Below are 16,399 nucleotides of genomic sequence, written 5' to 3' on the forward strand. Positions count from 1 at the left end.
AATTTATTAACCCTTTCTTTTCATCTGGTTATTTCTTAACCCCTCAGTTTTAGTAGGGACGCGTATTGCTTGCTATCTCGCCAGAGTTTCGAATATTATGCTGCCGTTATAATAATAATTCTCGTTTACGTTATCATTCACTTTCATCAGAGAAATACCAATGGCGCGTCTTAAAACTGCTCAGCCAAGTTCATCGCTGCGTAAACTCGCAGTAGTGGTAGCCACAGCGGTTAGCGGCATGTCTGTCTATGCACAGGCGGCGGTTGACCCGAAAGAAGAAACCATCACCGTAACTGCTGCACCTGCTCCGCAGGAAAGCGCATGGGGGCCAGCGGCAACCATCGCTGCACGACAGTCTGCTACGGCGACCAAAACAGATACTCCTATTCAGAAAGTTCCGCAGTCTATTTCAGTGGTCACCGCCGAAGAGATGGCGTTGCATCAGCCGAAATCGGTTAAAGAAGCACTCAGCTACACCCCGGGCGTTGCCGTGGGCACGCGTGGTGCTTCTAATACCTATGACTACCTGATTATTCGCGGATTTGCCGCCGACGGCCAAAGTCAGAATAACTATCTGAATGGCCTGAAGATGCAGGGCAACTTCTACAACGATGCGGTTATCGACCCCTATATGCTGGAACGCGCTGAAGTGATGCGTGGTCCGGTTTCCGTTCTGTACGGAAAGAGCAACCCGGGTGGGTTGTTGAACATGGTCAGCAAGCGCCCGACAACGGAGCCGCTGAAAGAAGTTCAGTTCAAAATGGGCACAGACAGTCTGTTCCAGACAGGTTTTGACTTCAGCGATGCGCTGGATGACGATGGTGTGTACTCATACCGTCTGACCGGCCTGGCGCGTTCCGCGAATGCGCAGCAGCAGGGCGCAGAAGAACAACGTTATGCCATCGCGCCATCTTTCACATGGCGTCCGAATGATAAGACGAATTTCACCTTCCTCTCCTACTTCCAGAACGAGCCGGAAACCGGTTATTACGGCTGGTTGCCGAAAGAGGGGACCGTGTCTAAGCTGCCAAATGGTTCACGTCTGCCGACCGATTTCAACGAAGGTGCGGACAACAATACCTACTCTCGTAACGAGAAGATGGTGGGCTACAGCTTCGACCACGAATTTAACGACACCTTTACCGTACGTCAGAACCTGCGTTATGCCCAAAACAAAGTGTCGCAGAAAAGCGTGTACGGCTACGGCATGTGCTCCGATCCGCTGTATACCAAAGATCCGGCTAACAGCCCTTGCGCCAGCATCCCTCAGTCTGATTGGGATCACACGCTGACTCGTCAGTACGTTGACGATAATGAAAAATTGCAGAATTTCTCTGTTGATACCCAGTTGCAGAGCACATTCGCCACCGGTTCCCTGGATCACACATTGCTGACCGGCGTTGACTATATGCGTATGCGTAACGATATCAACTCCTGGTTCGGTTGGGCTGGTTCGGTAGCGCCGTCTGATATCTATAACCTTGACCGTAGCGACTTTGATTTTGGGGCGCATAATGGACCAGGCGCACCTTATCGCGTTCTGAATAAACAGGAACAAACTGGCCTGTACGCTCAGGATCAGATGCAGTGGGATAAGGTGCTGTTCACTCTGGGTGGCCGTTACGACTGGGCTAAGCAGGACTCACTGAATCGTGTGTCTGGCGTGCTGGATTCCCGTGATGACAGAGAGTTTACCTGGCGTGGCGGTGTTAACTACCTGTTCGACAACGGTGTGACCCCGTATTTCAGCTACAGCGAATCGTTTGAACCAAATTCTCAGGTTGGGGAAAGCGGTAATATCTTTGCGCCATCTAAAGGTAAGCAGTACGAAGCGGGCGTGAAGTACGTACCGAGCGATCGTCCGATCGTGTTGACCGGTGCTGTTTACCAGTTGACCAAAACCAACAACCTGATGGCCGACCCGAATGGATCGATTTGGTCAGTTGAAGGCGGCGAAATTCGCTCACGTGGTGTAGAAATTGAAGCGAAAGCGGCGCTGTCAGCCAGCGTTAACGTGGTTGGTTCTTATACCTATACCGATGCGGAATACACCACTGACACCAACTACAAAGGCAATACGCCTGCCCAGGTGCCAAAACATATGGCATCACTGTGGGGGGATTACACCCTCTATGATGGTGCGCTTTCCGGGCTGACGTTGGGTACGGGTGTTCGTTATACTAGTTCCAGTTATGGCGATCCGGCAAACTCCTTCAAAGTGGGAAGCTACACGCTGGTAGATGCGTTAGTGCGTTACGATCTGGCGCGTGTAGGTATGGCTGGCTCCAACGTGGCGCTGCATGTGAACAACCTGTTTGACCGTGAATACGTCGCCAGCTGCTTCAATACCTATGGCTGCTTCTGGGGCGCAGAACGTCAGGTCGTTGCAACTGCAACCTTCCGTTTCTAATTTCTCTTTGGGCACGCTTTGCGTGCCCGTTTTACAAGTTGGCTGCTATGCAGGAAAACAGATCCCATCCTGACACCACTTTTGCGTTGCGTAATGTCTCCTTTCGTGTGCCTGGCCGCACGCTATTGCATCCTCTCTCATTAACTTTTCCTGTGGGAAAAGTGACTGGTCTTATCGGCCACAACGGTTCCGGTAAATCGACGTTATTGAAAATGCTGGGACGTCATCAGCCGCCGTCAGAAGGTGAAATCCTGCTCGATGAACAGCCGCTGGAGAGCTGGAGCAGCAAAGCGTTTGCCCGCAAGGTTGCCTATCTGCCGCAACAGTTGCCGCAGGCAGAAGGGATGACCGTACGCGAACTGGTGGCGATTGGTCGTTATCCATGGCACGGGGCGCTGGGGCGTTTTGGCGTTGCCGATAGAGAGAAAGTAGAAGAAGCGATTTCGCTGGTCGGTTTAAAACCACTGGCGCACCGTCTGGTCGATAGCCTGTCCGGTGGGGAACGCCAACGTGCGTGGATTGCCATGCTGGTGGCACAGGACAGCCGCTGCCTGCTGCTTGATGAACCAACATCCGCGCTGGATATCGCCCATCAGGTTGACGTGCTGGCGCTGGTGCACCGCTTAAGCCAGCAGCGCGGACTGACGGTGGTTGCGGTGCTGCATGATATCAACATGGCGGCCCGTTACTGCGATTACTTAGTTGCGTTGCGCGGTGGTGAGATGATTTCTCAAGGAACGCCTGCTGAACTGATGCGCAGTGAAACTCTGGAACAAATTTACGGTATCCCGATGGGCATTTTGCCGCATCCGGCCGGTGCCGCACCCGTGAGTTTTGTCTATTAATGATCGGATTACATCATATTACCCGTCGGCGATTGCTTACGGCGATGGCGCTGTCGCCTCTGCTGTGGCGGATGAATACGGCGCACGCCGCGGCGGTTGATCCACAGCGCATTGTCGCGCTGGAATGGCTGCCGGTAGAGCTGCTGTTGGCGCTGGGGATTACGCCGTACGGCATCGCAGATATCCCTAACTACAAGCTGTGGGTCAGTGAACCTCCTCTGCCTGATTCGGTGATTGACGTCGGGCTACGTACGGAGCCCAATCTCGAACTGTTGACCGAAATGAAGCCCTCATTTCTGCTCTGGTCGGCAGGCTATGGTCCTTCCCCTGAAAAGCTGGCGCGGATTGCACCTGGCCGGGGATTTAACTTCAGCGATGGCAAAAAGCCGCTGGCCGTTGCGCGACAATCGCTGCAGGAAATGGCGCAATTGTTCAATCTGCAAGCCTCTGCTGAACGCCATTTGACTGAGTACGATCGTTTTATCGCCAGCCTGAAACCGCGCTTCATTCAACGTGGCGCGCGCCCCGTATTGCTTACGTCCTTGCTTGATTCGCGACATATGCTGGTGTTTGGCTCAAACAGCCTGTTCCAGGACGTACTGGACGAATATGGGATCCCAAATTCCTGGCAGGGAGAAACAAACTTCTGGGGTAGCACTGCCGTGAGTATTGACCGTCTGGCTGCTTATAAGGATGTCGATGTGCTGTGCTTTGATCACGGCAACGATAAAGAGATGGCTGCGCTGATGTCTACGCCATTATGGCAGGCGATGCCGTTTGTCCGTAGCGGACGTTTTCAACGTGTGCCTGCCGTTTGGTTTTATGGCGCAACGCTATCGGCCATGCATTTTGCCCGTATTCTGGATAATGCGTTGGGAGGCAAAGCGTGAGCAGGAAACTTGAAATGCCGGATGGCGGCGCAAAAAGCGCCTTATCCGACCTACGGTTCGGGCGCTTTCCAGGCCGGATAAGGCGAAGCCGCCATCCGGCGTTGCTGTTGTTGGTGCTGTTTGTTGCGGCCTGCTGGCTGACATGGGTTAACTTCTCCGTTGCGCTACCGCGCAGTCAGTGGCAACAGGCTATCTGGTCACCGGATATCGACATCATTGAGCAGATGGTTTTTCACTATAGCCTGCTGCCGAGGCTGGCGATTTCTCTGCTGGTCGGCGCCGGGCTGGGGCTGGTCGGCGTATTGTTTCAGCAGGTGTTGCGTAACCCTCTGGCGGAGCCAACCACGCTGGGTGTTGCGACCGGGGCGCAGTTGGGCATTACGGTTACCACGCTGTGGGCTATTCCAGGCGCGCTGACCACGCAATTTGCGGCGCTGGCAGGGGCATGTGTTGTTGGGGCGCTGGTGTTTGGCGTTGCCTGGGGCAAGCGCCTTTCTCCGGTGACGTTAATCCTTGCCGGGCTGGTGGTCAGCCTGTACTGCGGGGCGATTAACCAGTTGATGGTTATCTTCCATCACGATCAGCTGCAAAGCATGTTTTTATGGAGCAGTGGCACGCTAACGCAAACCGACTGGAGCGGCGTACAGCGTCTGTGGCCGCAGCTGCTGGGCGGCGTGATGCTGACTCTGTTGTTATTACGCCCAATGACGTTGATGGGACTGGATGACGGCGTGGCGCGTAACCTTGGTCTGGCGTTGTCGCTGGCGCGTCTGGCGGCGTTATCGCTGGCCATTGTCATCAGCGCCTTACTGGTTAACGCGGTTGGGATTATCGGCTTTATTGGTCTGTTTGCACCGCTGCTGGCGAAAATGCTCGGTGCGCGTCGTTTGCTGGCTCGTCTGGTGCTGGCCCCGCTGATTGGTGCGTTGATCCTCTGGCTCTCCGACCAAATCATTCTGTGGTTGACCCGCGTATGGATGGAAGTCTCCACCGGTTCAGTGACGGCGCTGATTGGCGCACCGTTGCTGCTGTGGTTATTGCCGCGCTTAAGGAGTATGAGCGCCCCGGATATGAACGCCAGTAATCGCATCGCCGCTGAGCGTCAGAATGTGCTGATGTTTGCGCTGGCAGGTGGTGCAATCTTATTGTTGACTCTGGTGGTGGCGCTGTCGTTTGGCCGCGACGCACATGGCTGGACTTGGGCCAGCGGTGCGATGCTGGATGAGCTGATGCCCTGGCGCTGGCCTCGCATTCTGGCGGCCCTGATTGCGGGGGTGATGCTGGCGGTAGCGGGCTGTATTATTCAGCGTCTGACCGGCAACCCAATGGCCAGTCCGGAAGTGCTGGGCATTAGCTCCGGTGCGGCATTTGGCGTGGTGCTCATGCTGTTTTTGGTCCCCGGAAATGCTTTTGGCTGGCTGCTGCCTGCCGGAAGCCTCGGGGCCGCGGCTACTCTGCTTATCATTATGATTGCCGCCGGGCGCGGTGGTTTTTCACCGCACCGTATGCTGCTGGCCGGCATGGCGCTCAGTACGGCGTTTACTATGCTGCTGATGATGCTGCAGGCCAGCGGCGATCCGCGCATGGCGGGCGTGCTGACCTGGATCTCCGGTTCAACCTATAACGCGAGCGGAGAGCAGGTACTGCGTACCGGGATTGTGATGGTGATTCTGCTGGCGCTGACGCCGCTGTGCCGCCGTTGGCTGACAATTTTACCGCTCGGCGGCGATACGGCGCGGGCTGTCGGTATGGCTATCACGCCATCACGCGTGGGGTTACTGCTGCTGGCGGCAGGGCTGACGGCGACAGCCACCATGACTATTGGACCGTTGAGCTTTGTCGGGCTGATGGCGCCGCATATTGCCCGTATGATGGGTTTTCGTCGGGCGATGCCGCATATGCTGATTTCTGCGCTGGCGGGTGGCGTGTTGCTGGTCTTTGCTGACTGGTGCGGCAGGATGGTGCTGTTTCCGTATCAGATCCCGGCGGGGTTATTGTCGACGTTTATTGGCGCGCCGTACTTTATCTATCTGCTGAGAAAGCAGAGCCGCTGAGGCTGACCCCTTTCATGTAGGCCGGATAAGACGTTTTGCATCGACATCCGGCAATAAAAAAGCCGGGTGGGGGCTTCGCCTTACCCGGCCTACATTTCTGCACGTTCTCTTTTTTACAATTTCGCAAACACCCGGCGCGCGGCGTCGATGGTGTTATTGATATCTTCTTCACTGTGCGCCACGGACATAAAGCCCGCTTCGAATGCGGACGGCGCCAGATAAATTCCTTCATCCAGCATCATGTGGAAGAAACGCTTGAAGCGTTCAACGTCGCATGCCATCACATCCTGATAGCAGGTCACGGTTTCTGCATCGGTGAAGAAAATCCCGAACATCCCGCCCACATGGTTAACTACCAGCGGAACATTCGCTTCTTCGGCTGCTTCCAGCAGACCTTCCGCCAGACGTGTCGTCAGTTCGTTCAGCGTTTCATGAATACCCGGCTGAGCGACTTCGGTCAGACAGGCATAACCTGCCGCCATCGCGATTGGGTTACCGGAAAGCGTCCCCGCCTGGTAAACCGGACCGGTCGGCGCCAGCGCGTCCATCACATCGCGGCGGCCACCGAATGCGCCAACGGGCATTCCGCCACCGATGATTTTACCGAGGCAGGTCAGATCCGGCACGACGCCGTAATAATCCTGCGCTCCGGCCAACGCCACGCGGAAACCGGTCATTACTTCATCAATGATCAACAGCGCGCCAAACTCATCGCACAGGGCACGCAGGCCCGGCAGGAATTCCGGCAGCGGCGGGATGCAGTTCATGTTGCCGGCGACCGGCTCAACGATGATGCAGGCGATCTCCTGCGGATACTGTTCAAATGCCGCACGTACTGAAGAGAGATCGTTGTAGGTGCAGGTCAGGGTGTGTTTCGCGAAATCGGCCGGAACGCCCGGAGAGTTCGGCTGACCCAGCGTTAACGCGCCGGAACCGGCTTTAACCAGCAGGCAATCGGCGTGGCCGTGGTAGCAGCCTTCAAATTTGATGATTTTATCGCGACCGGTGAAACCGCGCGCCAGACGGATTGCGCTCATCGTCGCTTCCGTACCGGAGTTCACCATACGCACCATGTCCATGGTCGGCACGAGTTCAGTGACCAGCTCCGCCATTTTCACTTCCATTTCGGTCGGTGCGCCGAAGCTTAAACCGCGCTCCGCTGCTTCAATCACCGCATTACGGATTGCCGGGTGATTATGGCCCAGCACCATCGGTCCCCAGGAACCGACGTAGTCAACATAGGCTTTACCATCGACATCGTACAGATACGCGCCGTCGGCTTTTTCGATAAACAGCGGAGTACCACCCACGCCAGTAAAGGCGCGAACGGGGGAGTTAACGCCGCCTGGGATAAGTTCGCGTGCTGCGCTGTAGAGATTTTCAGACTTACTCATGGATGGGGTCCTGGTTCGTAGAAAAAGTAAATGCCCGCTATTCTAGTTATTCAGAGAAGGTTATGAAAGTTTTACGCATTTGAAACAATACGATTTGCAGGGGATTTTCGTGAAATGTGCGAGTAGAATGCCGATTCCGTATTTGTATTACCAATTAATGATCATCTGATGAAGACAGACACTCCCTCTTTTGAAGCACAACAAATTGTGCGTTTACGCCGCAGGGATCAAATTCGTCGTCTCCTGGAACGAGACAAAACGCCGTTGGCGATCCTGTTGATGGCTGCCGTAGTGGGTACAGTGACAGGGCTTGTTGGCGTGGCATTTGAGAAAGCGGTGACCTGGGTGCAGAATCAGCGCATTGGCGCGCTGGCTCAGGTTGCGGACCATGCCATTCTGCTGTGGCCGCTAGCGTTTATTCTTTCCGCGTTGCTGGCGATGGTCGGCTATTTCCTGGTGCGTAAGTTTGCGCCGGAAGCCGGTGGTTCGGGGATCCCAGAGATTGAAGGCGCGCTTGAAGAGCTGCGACCGGTGCGCTGGTGGCGCGTTCTGCCGGTGAAATTTATTGGCGGCATGGGCACGCTGGGAGCCGGCATGGTGCTTGGGCGGGAAGGTCCGACCGTGCAGATTGGTGGTAACCTCGGGCGCATGGTGCTGGATATTTTCCGCATGCGTAGCGCCGAAGCGCGACATACCTTATTGGCTACCGGTGCGGCAGCGGGTCTTTCGGCGGCGTTTAATGCCCCTCTGGCGGGGATCCTGTTCATTATTGAAGAGATGCGCCCGCAGTTTCGCTATAACCTCGTGTCGATCAAAGCCGTGTTTACCGGCGTTATAATGTCGAGCATTGTGTTTCGTATTTTCAACGGCGAAGCCCCGATTATTGAAGTCGGAAAGTTGTCTAATGCGCCAGTAAATACACTGTGGCTGTATCTGGTGCTCGGACTTATTTTTGGCTGTGTCGGGCCGTTGTTCAACACTATGGTGTTGCGTACCCAGGATATGTTCCAGCGCTTTCACGGCGGTGAAATTAAAAAATGGGTGCTGATGGGCGGCGCGATCGGTGGCCTGTGCGGGATCCTCGGATTAATTCAACCTGAAGCGGCAGGCGGTGGCTTTAACCTGATCCCGATTGCCGCAGCAGGCAATTTTAGCGTCGGTCTACTGCTGTTTATATTTATCACCCGGGTGATCACCACGCTACTGTGCTTCTCATCCGGCGCGCCCGGTGGGATCTTTGCCCCGATGCTGGCGTTGGGCACGTTGCTTGGTACGGCGTTCGGTATGGCTGCGGCAGCCTCTTTTCCGCAGTATCACCTGGAGGCCGGAACCTTTGCCATTGCCGGAATGGGGGCTTTGTTGGCTGCTTCGGTGCGTGCGCCGCTAACGGGTATTGTGCTGGTGCTGGAGATGACTGATAACTATCAGCTCATTTTGCCAATGATTATTACCTGTCTTGGCGCAACACTATTAGCCCAATTTATGGGCGGAAAGCCGCTATACTCGACTATCCTGGCTCGTACGCTGGCAAAACAGGAAGCGGAGCAGGCGGCGAAAAGCCAGGGGACTGCCGCTGGCGAGAATACTTGAACGAAATACCAGGGTATTAGATAATGGCCCAAAATATTGGGTTGAAATTTACCCAATTGCCGATGTCGTTTGGAGCAAAATATGAGTGATGACGTAGCGCTGCCACTGCAATTTACTGAAGCAGCAGCCAATAAAGTAAAAAGCTTGATCGCTGACGAAGAAAACCCGAATCTGAAATTACGCGTGTATATCACTGGCGGTGGTTGCAGCGGTTTCCAGTACGGTTTCACCTTTGATGACCAGGTGAATGAAGGTGATATGACCATTGAAAAACAAGGTGTTGGTCTGGTCGTTGATCCGATGAGTCTGCAATATTTGGTGGGCGGTGCGGTTGACTATACCGAAGGTCTGGAAGGTTCCCGCTTCGTTGTGACTAACCCGAATGCGAAAAGCACCTGCGGGTGTGGTTCTTCTTTCAGCATCTGATTGCTGTCTGTAATACTGATGGTCTGATGGTGTAGGCCCGGTAAGCGTAGCGCCACCGGGCAATGTGCCGGATGGCGGCGTAAACGCCTTATCCGGCCTACATGTTCTGTATCGTCACATCAACGCCCGTTATCATCCAGCGCAAACGTCGGCAATTTCAGATGCCAGCGAATGGCGGCAAGCCGAATCAGCAGGGTGACAATCATCCCCATCATACTGGCGTTTTCCAGTGAAACATCAAAGGTATAAAACGCCGTTGCATGCACGATCCCGCCGATAATACAGGCTGTGGCATAGATCTCGGTGCGCAAAATCATCGGGACTTCACGAGCTAACACATCGCGAATGATCCCACCACCAACGCCGGTAATCACTCCCATACAAATCGCCACCAGCGGCCCTGTTCCTGCGAGAAATGCCTTGTTGACGCCAATACCCACGAACACCGCCAGGCCAACGGCATCCAGCACCGGAAGGATCCATTTCGGTATGCGTCTTGGTTGACGTACCAACAGGATCGTCAGCATGCTGGTGATCATCGCCACCACCAGATCGGTCGGATCCTTAACCCAAAAAACCGGTCCATTATCCAGCGCCATATCGCGGATCGTACCACCACCAACGGCGGTAACCACGCCGAGTACCAGGACGCCAAACGGATCCATACGTAATTTTCCGGCCAGTAATACGCCAGAGATTGCAAATACCGCGGTGCCGATAATATCAAGCCAATAGACGAGCATTTTTAAATCCTCACAACAGACCTGGTGGGGCAGGCGCTAATTTATCTGTGAAAGCGCATTACAGAGTTGTTTTGCGGCGAGGATAATACGCGGGCTCGCGCGTTCGAACCAGTCACTATTAAGTGTAATAATGGGTATTTTTAGCTGGTTTCCCCAGTATTGCTCAATTTTCAGAGTTTCACCCGGACCGCCTGTGGCAACAATAGCCTGGGGGGCTCGTGCCAGGACCTGCTCACGGCTAACCTGCGGCCAGGGAACCCGACTACCGGCAAAGATGTTTTCTCCGCCGCATACCTCAAGAACTTCGTGCTGAATAGAACCTTTTCCACTGGTAAACAGGGGATTGGCGCCAAACTGGAGAAACACGCGTTTTTTCGGTTTGTTGGCATACTGAGATTTAAGTAAAGCATAGTCATCAAGCATGGTTTGCGCCGCCTGTTTAGCTTGTTCAGGCTTGGGGCTCCATGCTGCTAATTGGCGTAGCGCATCGGCAACCTGCTCAATGGTAACGGCGTCCACCCAGATGACCTTAATACCCAGAGAGGTCAGTTGATTCACCTGCCGCTCAGCATTTCCCCCGCGCCAGGCGACAACCAAATCAGGTTTCAGCGCCACAATACGTTCAAGATTCATCCCTTGCCAGGTTGAGACTTCCTCAATATTTTTGGCTTCTGGCGGGTAGTTTGAATAGCTGCTGACGCCAACGGGGGTAATGCCAGCGGCAAAAGCGAGTTCAGTATTGGCAGGAGAAAGCGTCACAACACGCGGCGCGGCGTAAAGGAACGCCGGGAGAGTGAAAAGCAGGGCGACCAGCGCCCTGGAGAGTAATTTAGCCATGCGCCAGTTTCTGTACCAGCGTTTCAACCATCAGACTTGACTGCTTCGCGGCAACCACCAGGAATTCGTCAAAGCTGAGATGGGACTGCTGATCGGCAACGTCAGAGATAGCGCGAACCACGACAAATGGCACGTTAAAGTTGTGGCAAACGTGCGCAATTGCGGTCGCTTCCATCTCAACGGCAATCGCCTGCGGGAAGTTATGCTTAATTTTAGCCAGTCCCACGGAACCATTAATGAAGGCATCGCCACTGACGATAAGTCCGCGAACGGCGTTCAGATTGAGTTCGGCGATGCAAGACTCTGCGGCAGCAATCAACGCAGGATCGGCTTTAAAACCAGCCGGGCAGCCCGGTAGCTGACCAAATTCATAGCCAAAGGCAGTGACGTCGGCGTCGTGATAGCGCGCTTCGTCAGAAACTACGATATCCCCGACTTTCAGCGTAGAGGCCAGGCCACCTGCAGAACCGGTATTAATGATGGCGTCCGGCTTGCAGCGTTCAAGCAGCAGCGTAGCGCCCAGTGCCGCAGCCACTTTACCGATACCCGATTTCAGCAGCGCAACCTCTGTACCGTTCAGTTGGCCGGTGTAAATTTCACAACCGCCGAGCGCGATGGTCTGACGGTTTTCGATTTTGTCACGCAGCAGCGTAACTTCTTCTTCCATTGCACCAATGATGCCGATTTTCATAGATTTACTCGCGATAAGCCAGATTTGAGGGCATAGTCTATCATGCGCTTAAGGGGTAGCGCATTTCTCAGGCGGGAGAGGACATGGCACAGATCGATTTCCGAAAAAAAATAAACTGGCATCGTCGTTACCGTTCGCCGCAGGGCGTGAAGACTGAGCATGAGATCCTGCGTATTTTCGAAAGCGATCGCGGACGTATTATCAATTCACCGGCCATTCGCCGACTGCAACAAAAAACGCAGGTCTTTCCGCTGGAGCGTAATGCGGCAGTACGCACGCGCTTGACGCACTCGATGGAAGTTCAGCAGGTTGGGCGCTATATCGCGAAAGAGATCCTCAGCCGACTGAAAGAACTAAAGCTGCTTGAGCAGTATGGCCTGGATGAACTGACAGGGCCATTTGAGAGTATTGTCGAAATGTCCTGCCTGATGCATGACATTGGCAATCCGCCGTTTGGCCATTTCGGGGAGGCGGCAATTAATGACTGGTTTCGCCAGCGGCTGTATCCTGCCGACGCGGAAAGTCAGCCCCTGAGTGATGACCGCTGCCAGGTGACGGCATTACGATTGCGTGAAGGCGAGGAGTCGCTGAATGATATTCGCCGCAAGGTGCGCCAGGACCTGTGCCATTTTGAAGGCAATGCACAGGGTATTCGCCTTGTGCATACGTTGATGCGTATGAACCTTACCTGGGCGCAGGTCGGCGGTATTTTAAAATATACCCGTCCGGCGTGGTGGCGCGGCAGTGCACCCGAGACGCACAACTATTTAATGAAGAAACCGGGTTATTACCTTTCTGAAGAACCGTATATTGAGCGGTTGCGTAAAGAATTATCATTAGCGCCTTACAGTCGCTTTCCATTAACCTGGATTATGGAAGCTGCCGATGATATCTCTTATTGCGTAGCGGATCTGGAAGATGCCGTTGAGAAAAGAATCTTTAGCGTCGAGCAGCTTTATCACCATCTGCATGAGGCTTGGGGGCACCACGAAAAAGGTTCCCTGTTTAGTCAGGTTGTTGAGAACGCCTGGGAAAAATCACGTTCAAATACATTAAGCCGGAGTACCGAAGATCAGTTCTTTATGTATTTACGCGTCAATACGCTGAATAAACTGGTGCCGTATGCGGCCCAGCGGTTTATTGATAATTTGCCGCAGATCTATGAAGGCAGCTTTAATCATGCACTGTTAGAAGATGCCAGTAGCTTCAGCCAGTTACTGGGTGTTTATAAAAATGTGGCGGTAAAACATGTATTTAGCCATCCGGATGTTGAGCAACTGGAATTACAGGGCTATCGGGTGATCAGCGGGTTGCTGGAGATCTATCAACCGTTATTGAAAATGTCTCAGTCAGATTTTTCTGAACTGGTCGACAATGAAAGAGTAAAACGTTTTCCTATCGAGTCCCGTTTATTTCAGAAGTTGTCTACCCGCCATCGTCTTGCGTATGTTGAGGCGGTTAGTAAAATATCGACGGGGTGCGCCGAGTCTTCGGTTCTGGAATATTATTATCGCTGCCGGTTGATCCAGGATTATATCAGCGGGATGACAGATTTGTATGCCTGGGATGAATATCGTCGCTTGATGGCCGTAGAACAATAAATACTCATTTGTAAAGACGGCCAATAAAATTTTACTTTTTCCTTAAACTCAATTCCGGAACTTAGCGTTATAAAACGACTCTGACGTATACAGCAATTTTGCGTTACCTGTTAATCGAGAACGAAACACATGAAAAAAACCACATTAGCAATGAGTGCACTGGCTCTGAGTTTAGGTTTGGCGTTGTCCCCCCTGTCTGCTACAGCGGCTGAGACGTCGTCTTCAGCAATGACCGCCCAACAGATGCCAAGCCTGGCCCCGATGCTCGAAAAAGTGATGCCATCGGTGGTAAGTATTAACGTCGAGGGGAGCACGACGGTAAATACGCCGCGCATGCCGCGTAATTTCCAGCAGTTCTTCGGTGATAATTCACCGTTCTGCCAGGACGGTTCTCCGTTCCAGAGTTCACCGTTCTGCCAGGGCGGCGCACCGGGCGCTGGTAACGGCGGCGGCCAGCAGCAGAAATTTATGGCACTCGGTTCCGGCGTAATTATTGATGCCGCGAAAGGGTATGTCGTGACCAACAATCACGTGGTGGATAACGCCACGGTGATTAAAGTTCAGTTAAGCGATGGTCGTAAATTTGACGCGAAGATCGTGGGTAAAGATCCGCGCTCCGATATCGCGCTGATCCAAATTCAGGATCCGAAAAACCTGACGGCGATTAAGCTGGCAGATTCCGATGCGCTGCGCGTGGGTGATTACACCGTGGCAATTGGTAACCCGTTTGGCCTCGGTGAAACGGTGACTTCCGGTATTGTTTCTGCGCTGGGACGTAGTGGCCTGAATGCGGAGAACTATGAAAACTTTATTCAGACGGATGCTGCGATCAACCGGGGTAACTCCGGTGGTGCGCTGGTCAACCTGAACGGTGAGCTGATCGGTATTAACACCGCGATCCTCGCGCCGGACGGCGGTAACATCGGTATCGGTTTTGCGATCCCAAGCAACATGGTGAAAAACCTGACCTCGCAGATGGTTGAGTTTGGCCAGGTTAAACGCGGTGAGCTGGGCATTATGGGTACCGAGCTGAGCTCTGAGCTGGCGAAAGCGATGAAAGTTGACGCCCAGCGTGGCGCATTCGTCAGCCAGGTGATGCCGAACTCTTCCGCAGCGAAAGCGGGGATTAAAGCTGGGGATGTGATTACCTCCCTGAATGGCAAACCGATCAGCAGCTTCGCCGCCCTGCGTGCGCAGGTCGGTACGATGCCGGTTGGCAGCAAAATCACCCTGGGTCTGCTGCGTGACGGTAAGCCGGTCACCGTGAACCTGGAATTGCAGCAGAGCAGCCAGACTCAGGTTGACTCCAGCTCTATCTTTAAAGGCATCGAAGGTGCCGATATGAGCAACAAAGGCCAGGACAAAGGTGTCGTGGTAAGCGACGTGAAACCGAATTCTCCGGCTGCACAGATTGGCCTGAAGAAAGGGGATGTGATTATCGGCGCGAACCAGCAACCGGTGAAAAACATCGCTGAACTGCGCAAAATCCTCGACAGCAAACCGGCTGTGCTGGCGCTGAACATTCAGCGCGGTGACAGCTCCATCTATCTGTTGATGCAGTAATCTCCCTGAACCCCTTCCTGCACAGGAAGGGGTTTCTTTTTGTGATACTTCCCACAACTCCATACTTCTCCCTTTCGCTTTGTGCATTTGCACAATGTTGCCGCTTATTATCTTCCCTATGCTTGAGCTCTGCTCACAGGAGGGTTTTATGGCTGGTTGGCATCTTGATACCAAAATGGCGCAGGATATCGTGGCGCGTACCATGCGCATCATTGATACCAATATCAACGTAATGGATGCCCGTGGGCGGATAATCGGCAGCGGCGATCGCGAACGTATTGGTGAATTGCACGAAGGCGCACTGCTGGTGCTTTCGCAAGGGCGGGTGGTCGATATCGACGATGCGGTTGCACGTCACTTGCACGGTGTACGACAGGGGATAAACCTGCCGCTGCGTCTGGAAGGCGAAATCGTTGGCGTTATCGGCCTTACCGGCGAGCCGGAACATCTGCGCAAATACGGCGAGTTAGTGTGCATGACCGCCGAGATGATGCTGGAACAGTCGCGCTTGATGCATCTGTTAGCGCAGGATAGCCGTCTGCGTGAAGAGCTGGTGATGAACCTGATTCAGGCGGAAGAGAATACGCCAGCGCTGATGGAATGGGCCCAGCGTTTAGGCATTGATTTGAACCAGCCGCGCGTGGTGGCGGTATTGGAGGTCGATAGTGGCCAGCTTGGCGTCGACAGTGCAATGGCGGAGCTACAGCAATTGCAGAATGCGTTGACTACGCCCGAACGTAATAATCTGATTGCGATTGTTTCTCTGACTGAGATGGTGGTGCTGAAACCGGCGCTCAATCAGTTTGGCCGCTGGGACGCTGAAGATCATCGTAAGCGCGTTGAGCAGCTTATTGCCCGTATGAAAGAGAACGGACAGCTGCGGTTTCGCGTATCGCTGGGCAACTATTTTACCGGGCCCGGTAGCATTGCCCGTTCGTATCGTACGGCGCGCACTACCATGATGGTCGGTAAACAGCGGATGCCGGAAAGCCGTAGCTATTTCTATCAGGATTTGATGCTGCCTGTGCTGCTGGACAGCCTGCGCGGTGGCTGGCAGGCCAATGAGCTGGCGCGTCCTTTGGTGAGGCTGAAGGCGATGGATAACAACGGGTTGCTGCGTCGGACATTGGCGGCATGGTTTCGTCATAACGTCCAGCCACTGGCCACCTCAAAGGCACTGTTTATTCATCGCAATACGCTGGAATATCGCCTGAATCGTATTTCAGAACTGACCGGGCTGGATCTGGGGAACTTTGACGACCGACTGCTGCTGTATGTGGCGTTACAACTGGATGAACAGCATTGATTAATTGCCTGATGGCGCTAGCTTAACAGGCCTACGAGGATATACCTGT

Annotated in this window: 14 protein-coding genes; 10 read left to right on the forward strand and 4 right to left on the reverse strand. The window is 53.9% G+C overall.

All coding sequences use genetic code 11. The annotated features are described in order from the left end of the window. Positions 1-160: 160 nt before the first annotated feature. The 4 genes from fhuA to fhuB are packed head-to-tail and all read left to right on the forward strand — an operon-like array spanning position 161 to position 6,199. Positions 161-2,410: a ferrichrome porin FhuA gene (gene fhuA / locus OGY72_RS19865; RefSeq protein ID WP_286548974.1), complete on the forward strand. Its 2,250-nt coding sequence runs from the start codon at positions 161-163 to the stop codon at positions 2,408-2,410. A gap of 47 nt (positions 2,411-2,457) precedes the next feature. Beyond that, a complete protein-coding gene (fhuC, locus tag OGY72_RS19870) occupies positions 2,458-3,255 on the forward strand; it encodes a Fe3+-hydroxamate ABC transporter ATP-binding protein FhuC (RefSeq protein ID WP_003829206.1) in 798 nt (265 codons plus the stop codon). Next, complete coding sequence (gene fhuD / locus OGY72_RS19875; protein ID WP_286548977.1) at positions 3,255-4,145, forward strand: Fe(3+)-hydroxamate ABC transporter substrate-binding protein FhuD; 891 nt, start codon at positions 3,255-3,257, stop codon at positions 4,143-4,145. The genes fhuC and fhuD overlap by 1 nt, the downstream gene beginning before the upstream one ends. 14 nt (positions 4,146-4,159) lie before the next feature. Continuing rightward, positions 4,160-6,199: a Fe(3+)-hydroxamate ABC transporter permease FhuB gene (gene fhuB, locus OGY72_RS19880; RefSeq protein ID WP_286549037.1), complete on the forward strand. Its 2,040-nt coding sequence runs from the start codon at positions 4,160-4,162 to the stop codon at positions 6,197-6,199. Between the two features lie 113 nt (positions 6,200-6,312). Here fhuB and hemL read toward each other — a convergent pair whose 3' ends face one another. Further along, positions 6,313-7,593 carry a glutamate-1-semialdehyde 2,1-aminomutase gene (hemL, locus tag OGY72_RS19885; protein WP_286548979.1) on the reverse strand — a complete coding sequence of 427 codons (1,281 nt, stop codon included), beginning with the start codon at positions 7,591-7,593 and terminating at the stop codon, positions 6,313-6,315. A gap of 168 nt (positions 7,594-7,761) precedes the next feature. Here hemL and clcA point away from each other — a divergent pair, with 168 nt between their 5' ends. From clcA to erpA, 3 genes are read left to right on the forward strand one after another with little or no spacing between them, the layout of a single operon-like run. Continuing rightward, positions 7,762-9,183, forward strand: a complete 1,422-nt coding sequence (gene clcA, locus OGY72_RS19890; protein ID WP_126319194.1) for a H(+)/Cl(-) exchange transporter ClcA — start codon at positions 7,762-7,764, stop codon at positions 9,181-9,183. A 23-nt stretch (positions 9,184-9,206) separates the two neighbouring features. Beyond that, positions 9,207-9,272, forward strand: coding sequence for a small protein YadW (gene yadW / locus OGY72_RS19895; RefSeq protein WP_122973801.1), 66 nt, complete (start codon positions 9,207-9,209; stop codon positions 9,270-9,272). Continuing rightward, positions 9,265-9,609, forward strand: coding sequence for an iron-sulfur cluster insertion protein ErpA (gene erpA, locus OGY72_RS19900; RefSeq protein WP_003829201.1), 345 nt, complete (start codon positions 9,265-9,267; stop codon positions 9,607-9,609). The genes yadW and erpA overlap by 8 nt, the downstream gene beginning before the upstream one ends. Before the next feature lie 119 nt (positions 9,610-9,728). Here erpA and OGY72_RS19905 read toward each other — a convergent pair whose 3' ends face one another. From OGY72_RS19905 to mtnN, 3 genes are read right to left on the reverse strand one after another with little or no spacing between them, the layout of a single operon-like run. Then, positions 9,729-10,352, reverse strand: a complete 624-nt coding sequence (locus tag OGY72_RS19905) for a TRIC cation channel family protein (RefSeq protein WP_286548983.1) — start codon at positions 10,350-10,352, stop codon at positions 9,729-9,731. Positions 10,353-10,388: 36 nt separating this feature from the next. Beyond that, positions 10,389-11,189 carry a vitamin B12 ABC transporter substrate-binding protein BtuF gene (gene btuF / locus OGY72_RS19910; RefSeq protein WP_003829197.1) on the reverse strand — a complete coding sequence of 267 codons (801 nt, stop codon included), beginning with the start codon at positions 11,187-11,189 and terminating at the stop codon, positions 10,389-10,391. Beyond that, complete coding sequence (gene mtnN / locus OGY72_RS19915) at positions 11,182-11,880, reverse strand: 5'-methylthioadenosine/S-adenosylhomocysteine nucleosidase (RefSeq protein WP_003829195.1); 699 nt, start codon at positions 11,878-11,880, stop codon at positions 11,182-11,184. Before mtnN ends, btuF begins: the two co-directional genes overlap by 8 nt. 83 nt (positions 11,881-11,963) lie before the next feature. Between mtnN and dgt the strand changes: the two genes are divergently transcribed. The 3 genes from dgt to cdaR all read left to right on the forward strand — a co-directional run bounded on the left by dgt (position 11,964) and on the right by cdaR (position 16,350). Further along, entirely contained in the window at positions 11,964-13,481 is a 1,518-nt protein-coding gene (gene dgt, locus OGY72_RS19920) for a dGTPase (RefSeq protein ID WP_286548987.1), read from the forward strand. A 129-nt stretch (positions 13,482-13,610) separates the two neighbouring features. Then, positions 13,611-15,044, forward strand: a complete 1,434-nt coding sequence (gene degP / locus OGY72_RS19925) for a serine endoprotease DegP (RefSeq protein ID WP_003018567.1) — start codon at positions 13,611-13,613, stop codon at positions 15,042-15,044. Between the two features lie 148 nt (positions 15,045-15,192). After that, the gene (cdaR, locus tag OGY72_RS19930) at positions 15,193-16,350 is read left to right on the forward strand and encodes a DNA-binding transcriptional regulator CdaR (protein WP_003829189.1); all 1,158 of its coding nucleotides are present in this window, start codon (positions 15,193-15,195) and stop codon (positions 16,348-16,350) included. Positions 16,351-16,399: the final 49 nt, after the last annotated feature.

Source organism: Citrobacter sp. Cpo221 (genome assembly GCF_030332345.1).
GTDB lineage: Bacteria > Pseudomonadota > Gammaproteobacteria > Enterobacterales > Enterobacteriaceae > Citrobacter > Citrobacter portucalensis.

Coding starts and splice junctions, on each gene's coding strand:
- fhuA (WP_286548974.1), top strand. CDS start 161: ATGGCGCGTCTTAAAACTGCTCAGCCAAGTTCATCGCTGCGTAAACTC.
- fhuC (WP_003829206.1), top strand. CDS start 2,458: ATGCAGGAAAACAGATCCCATCCTGACACCACTTTTGCGTTGCGTAAT.
- fhuD (WP_286548977.1), top strand. CDS start 3,255: ATGATCGGATTACATCATATTACCCGTCGGCGATTGCTTACGGCGATG.
- fhuB (WP_286549037.1), top strand. CDS start 4,160: ATGCCGGATGGCGGCGCAAAAAGCGCCTTATCCGACCTACGGTTCGGG.
- hemL (WP_286548979.1), bottom strand. CDS start 7,593: ATGAGTAAGTCTGAAAATCTCTACAGCGCAGCACGCGAACTTATCCCA.
- clcA (WP_126319194.1), top strand. CDS start 7,762: ATGAAGACAGACACTCCCTCTTTTGAAGCACAACAAATTGTGCGTTTA.
- erpA (WP_003829201.1), top strand. CDS start 9,265: ATGAGTGATGACGTAGCGCTGCCACTGCAATTTACTGAAGCAGCAGCC.
- OGY72_RS19905 (WP_286548983.1), bottom strand. CDS start 10,352: ATGCTCGTCTATTGGCTTGATATTATCGGCACCGCGGTATTTGCAATC.
- btuF (WP_003829197.1), bottom strand. CDS start 11,189: ATGGCTAAATTACTCTCCAGGGCGCTGGTCGCCCTGCTTTTCACTCTC.
- mtnN (WP_003829195.1), bottom strand. CDS start 11,880: ATGAAAATCGGCATCATTGGTGCAATGGAAGAAGAAGTTACGCTGCTG.
- dgt (WP_286548987.1), top strand. CDS start 11,964: ATGGCACAGATCGATTTCCGAAAAAAAATAAACTGGCATCGTCGTTAC.
- degP (WP_003018567.1), top strand. CDS start 13,611: ATGAAAAAAACCACATTAGCAATGAGTGCACTGGCTCTGAGTTTAGGT.
- cdaR (WP_003829189.1), top strand. CDS start 15,193: ATGGCTGGTTGGCATCTTGATACCAAAATGGCGCAGGATATCGTGGCG.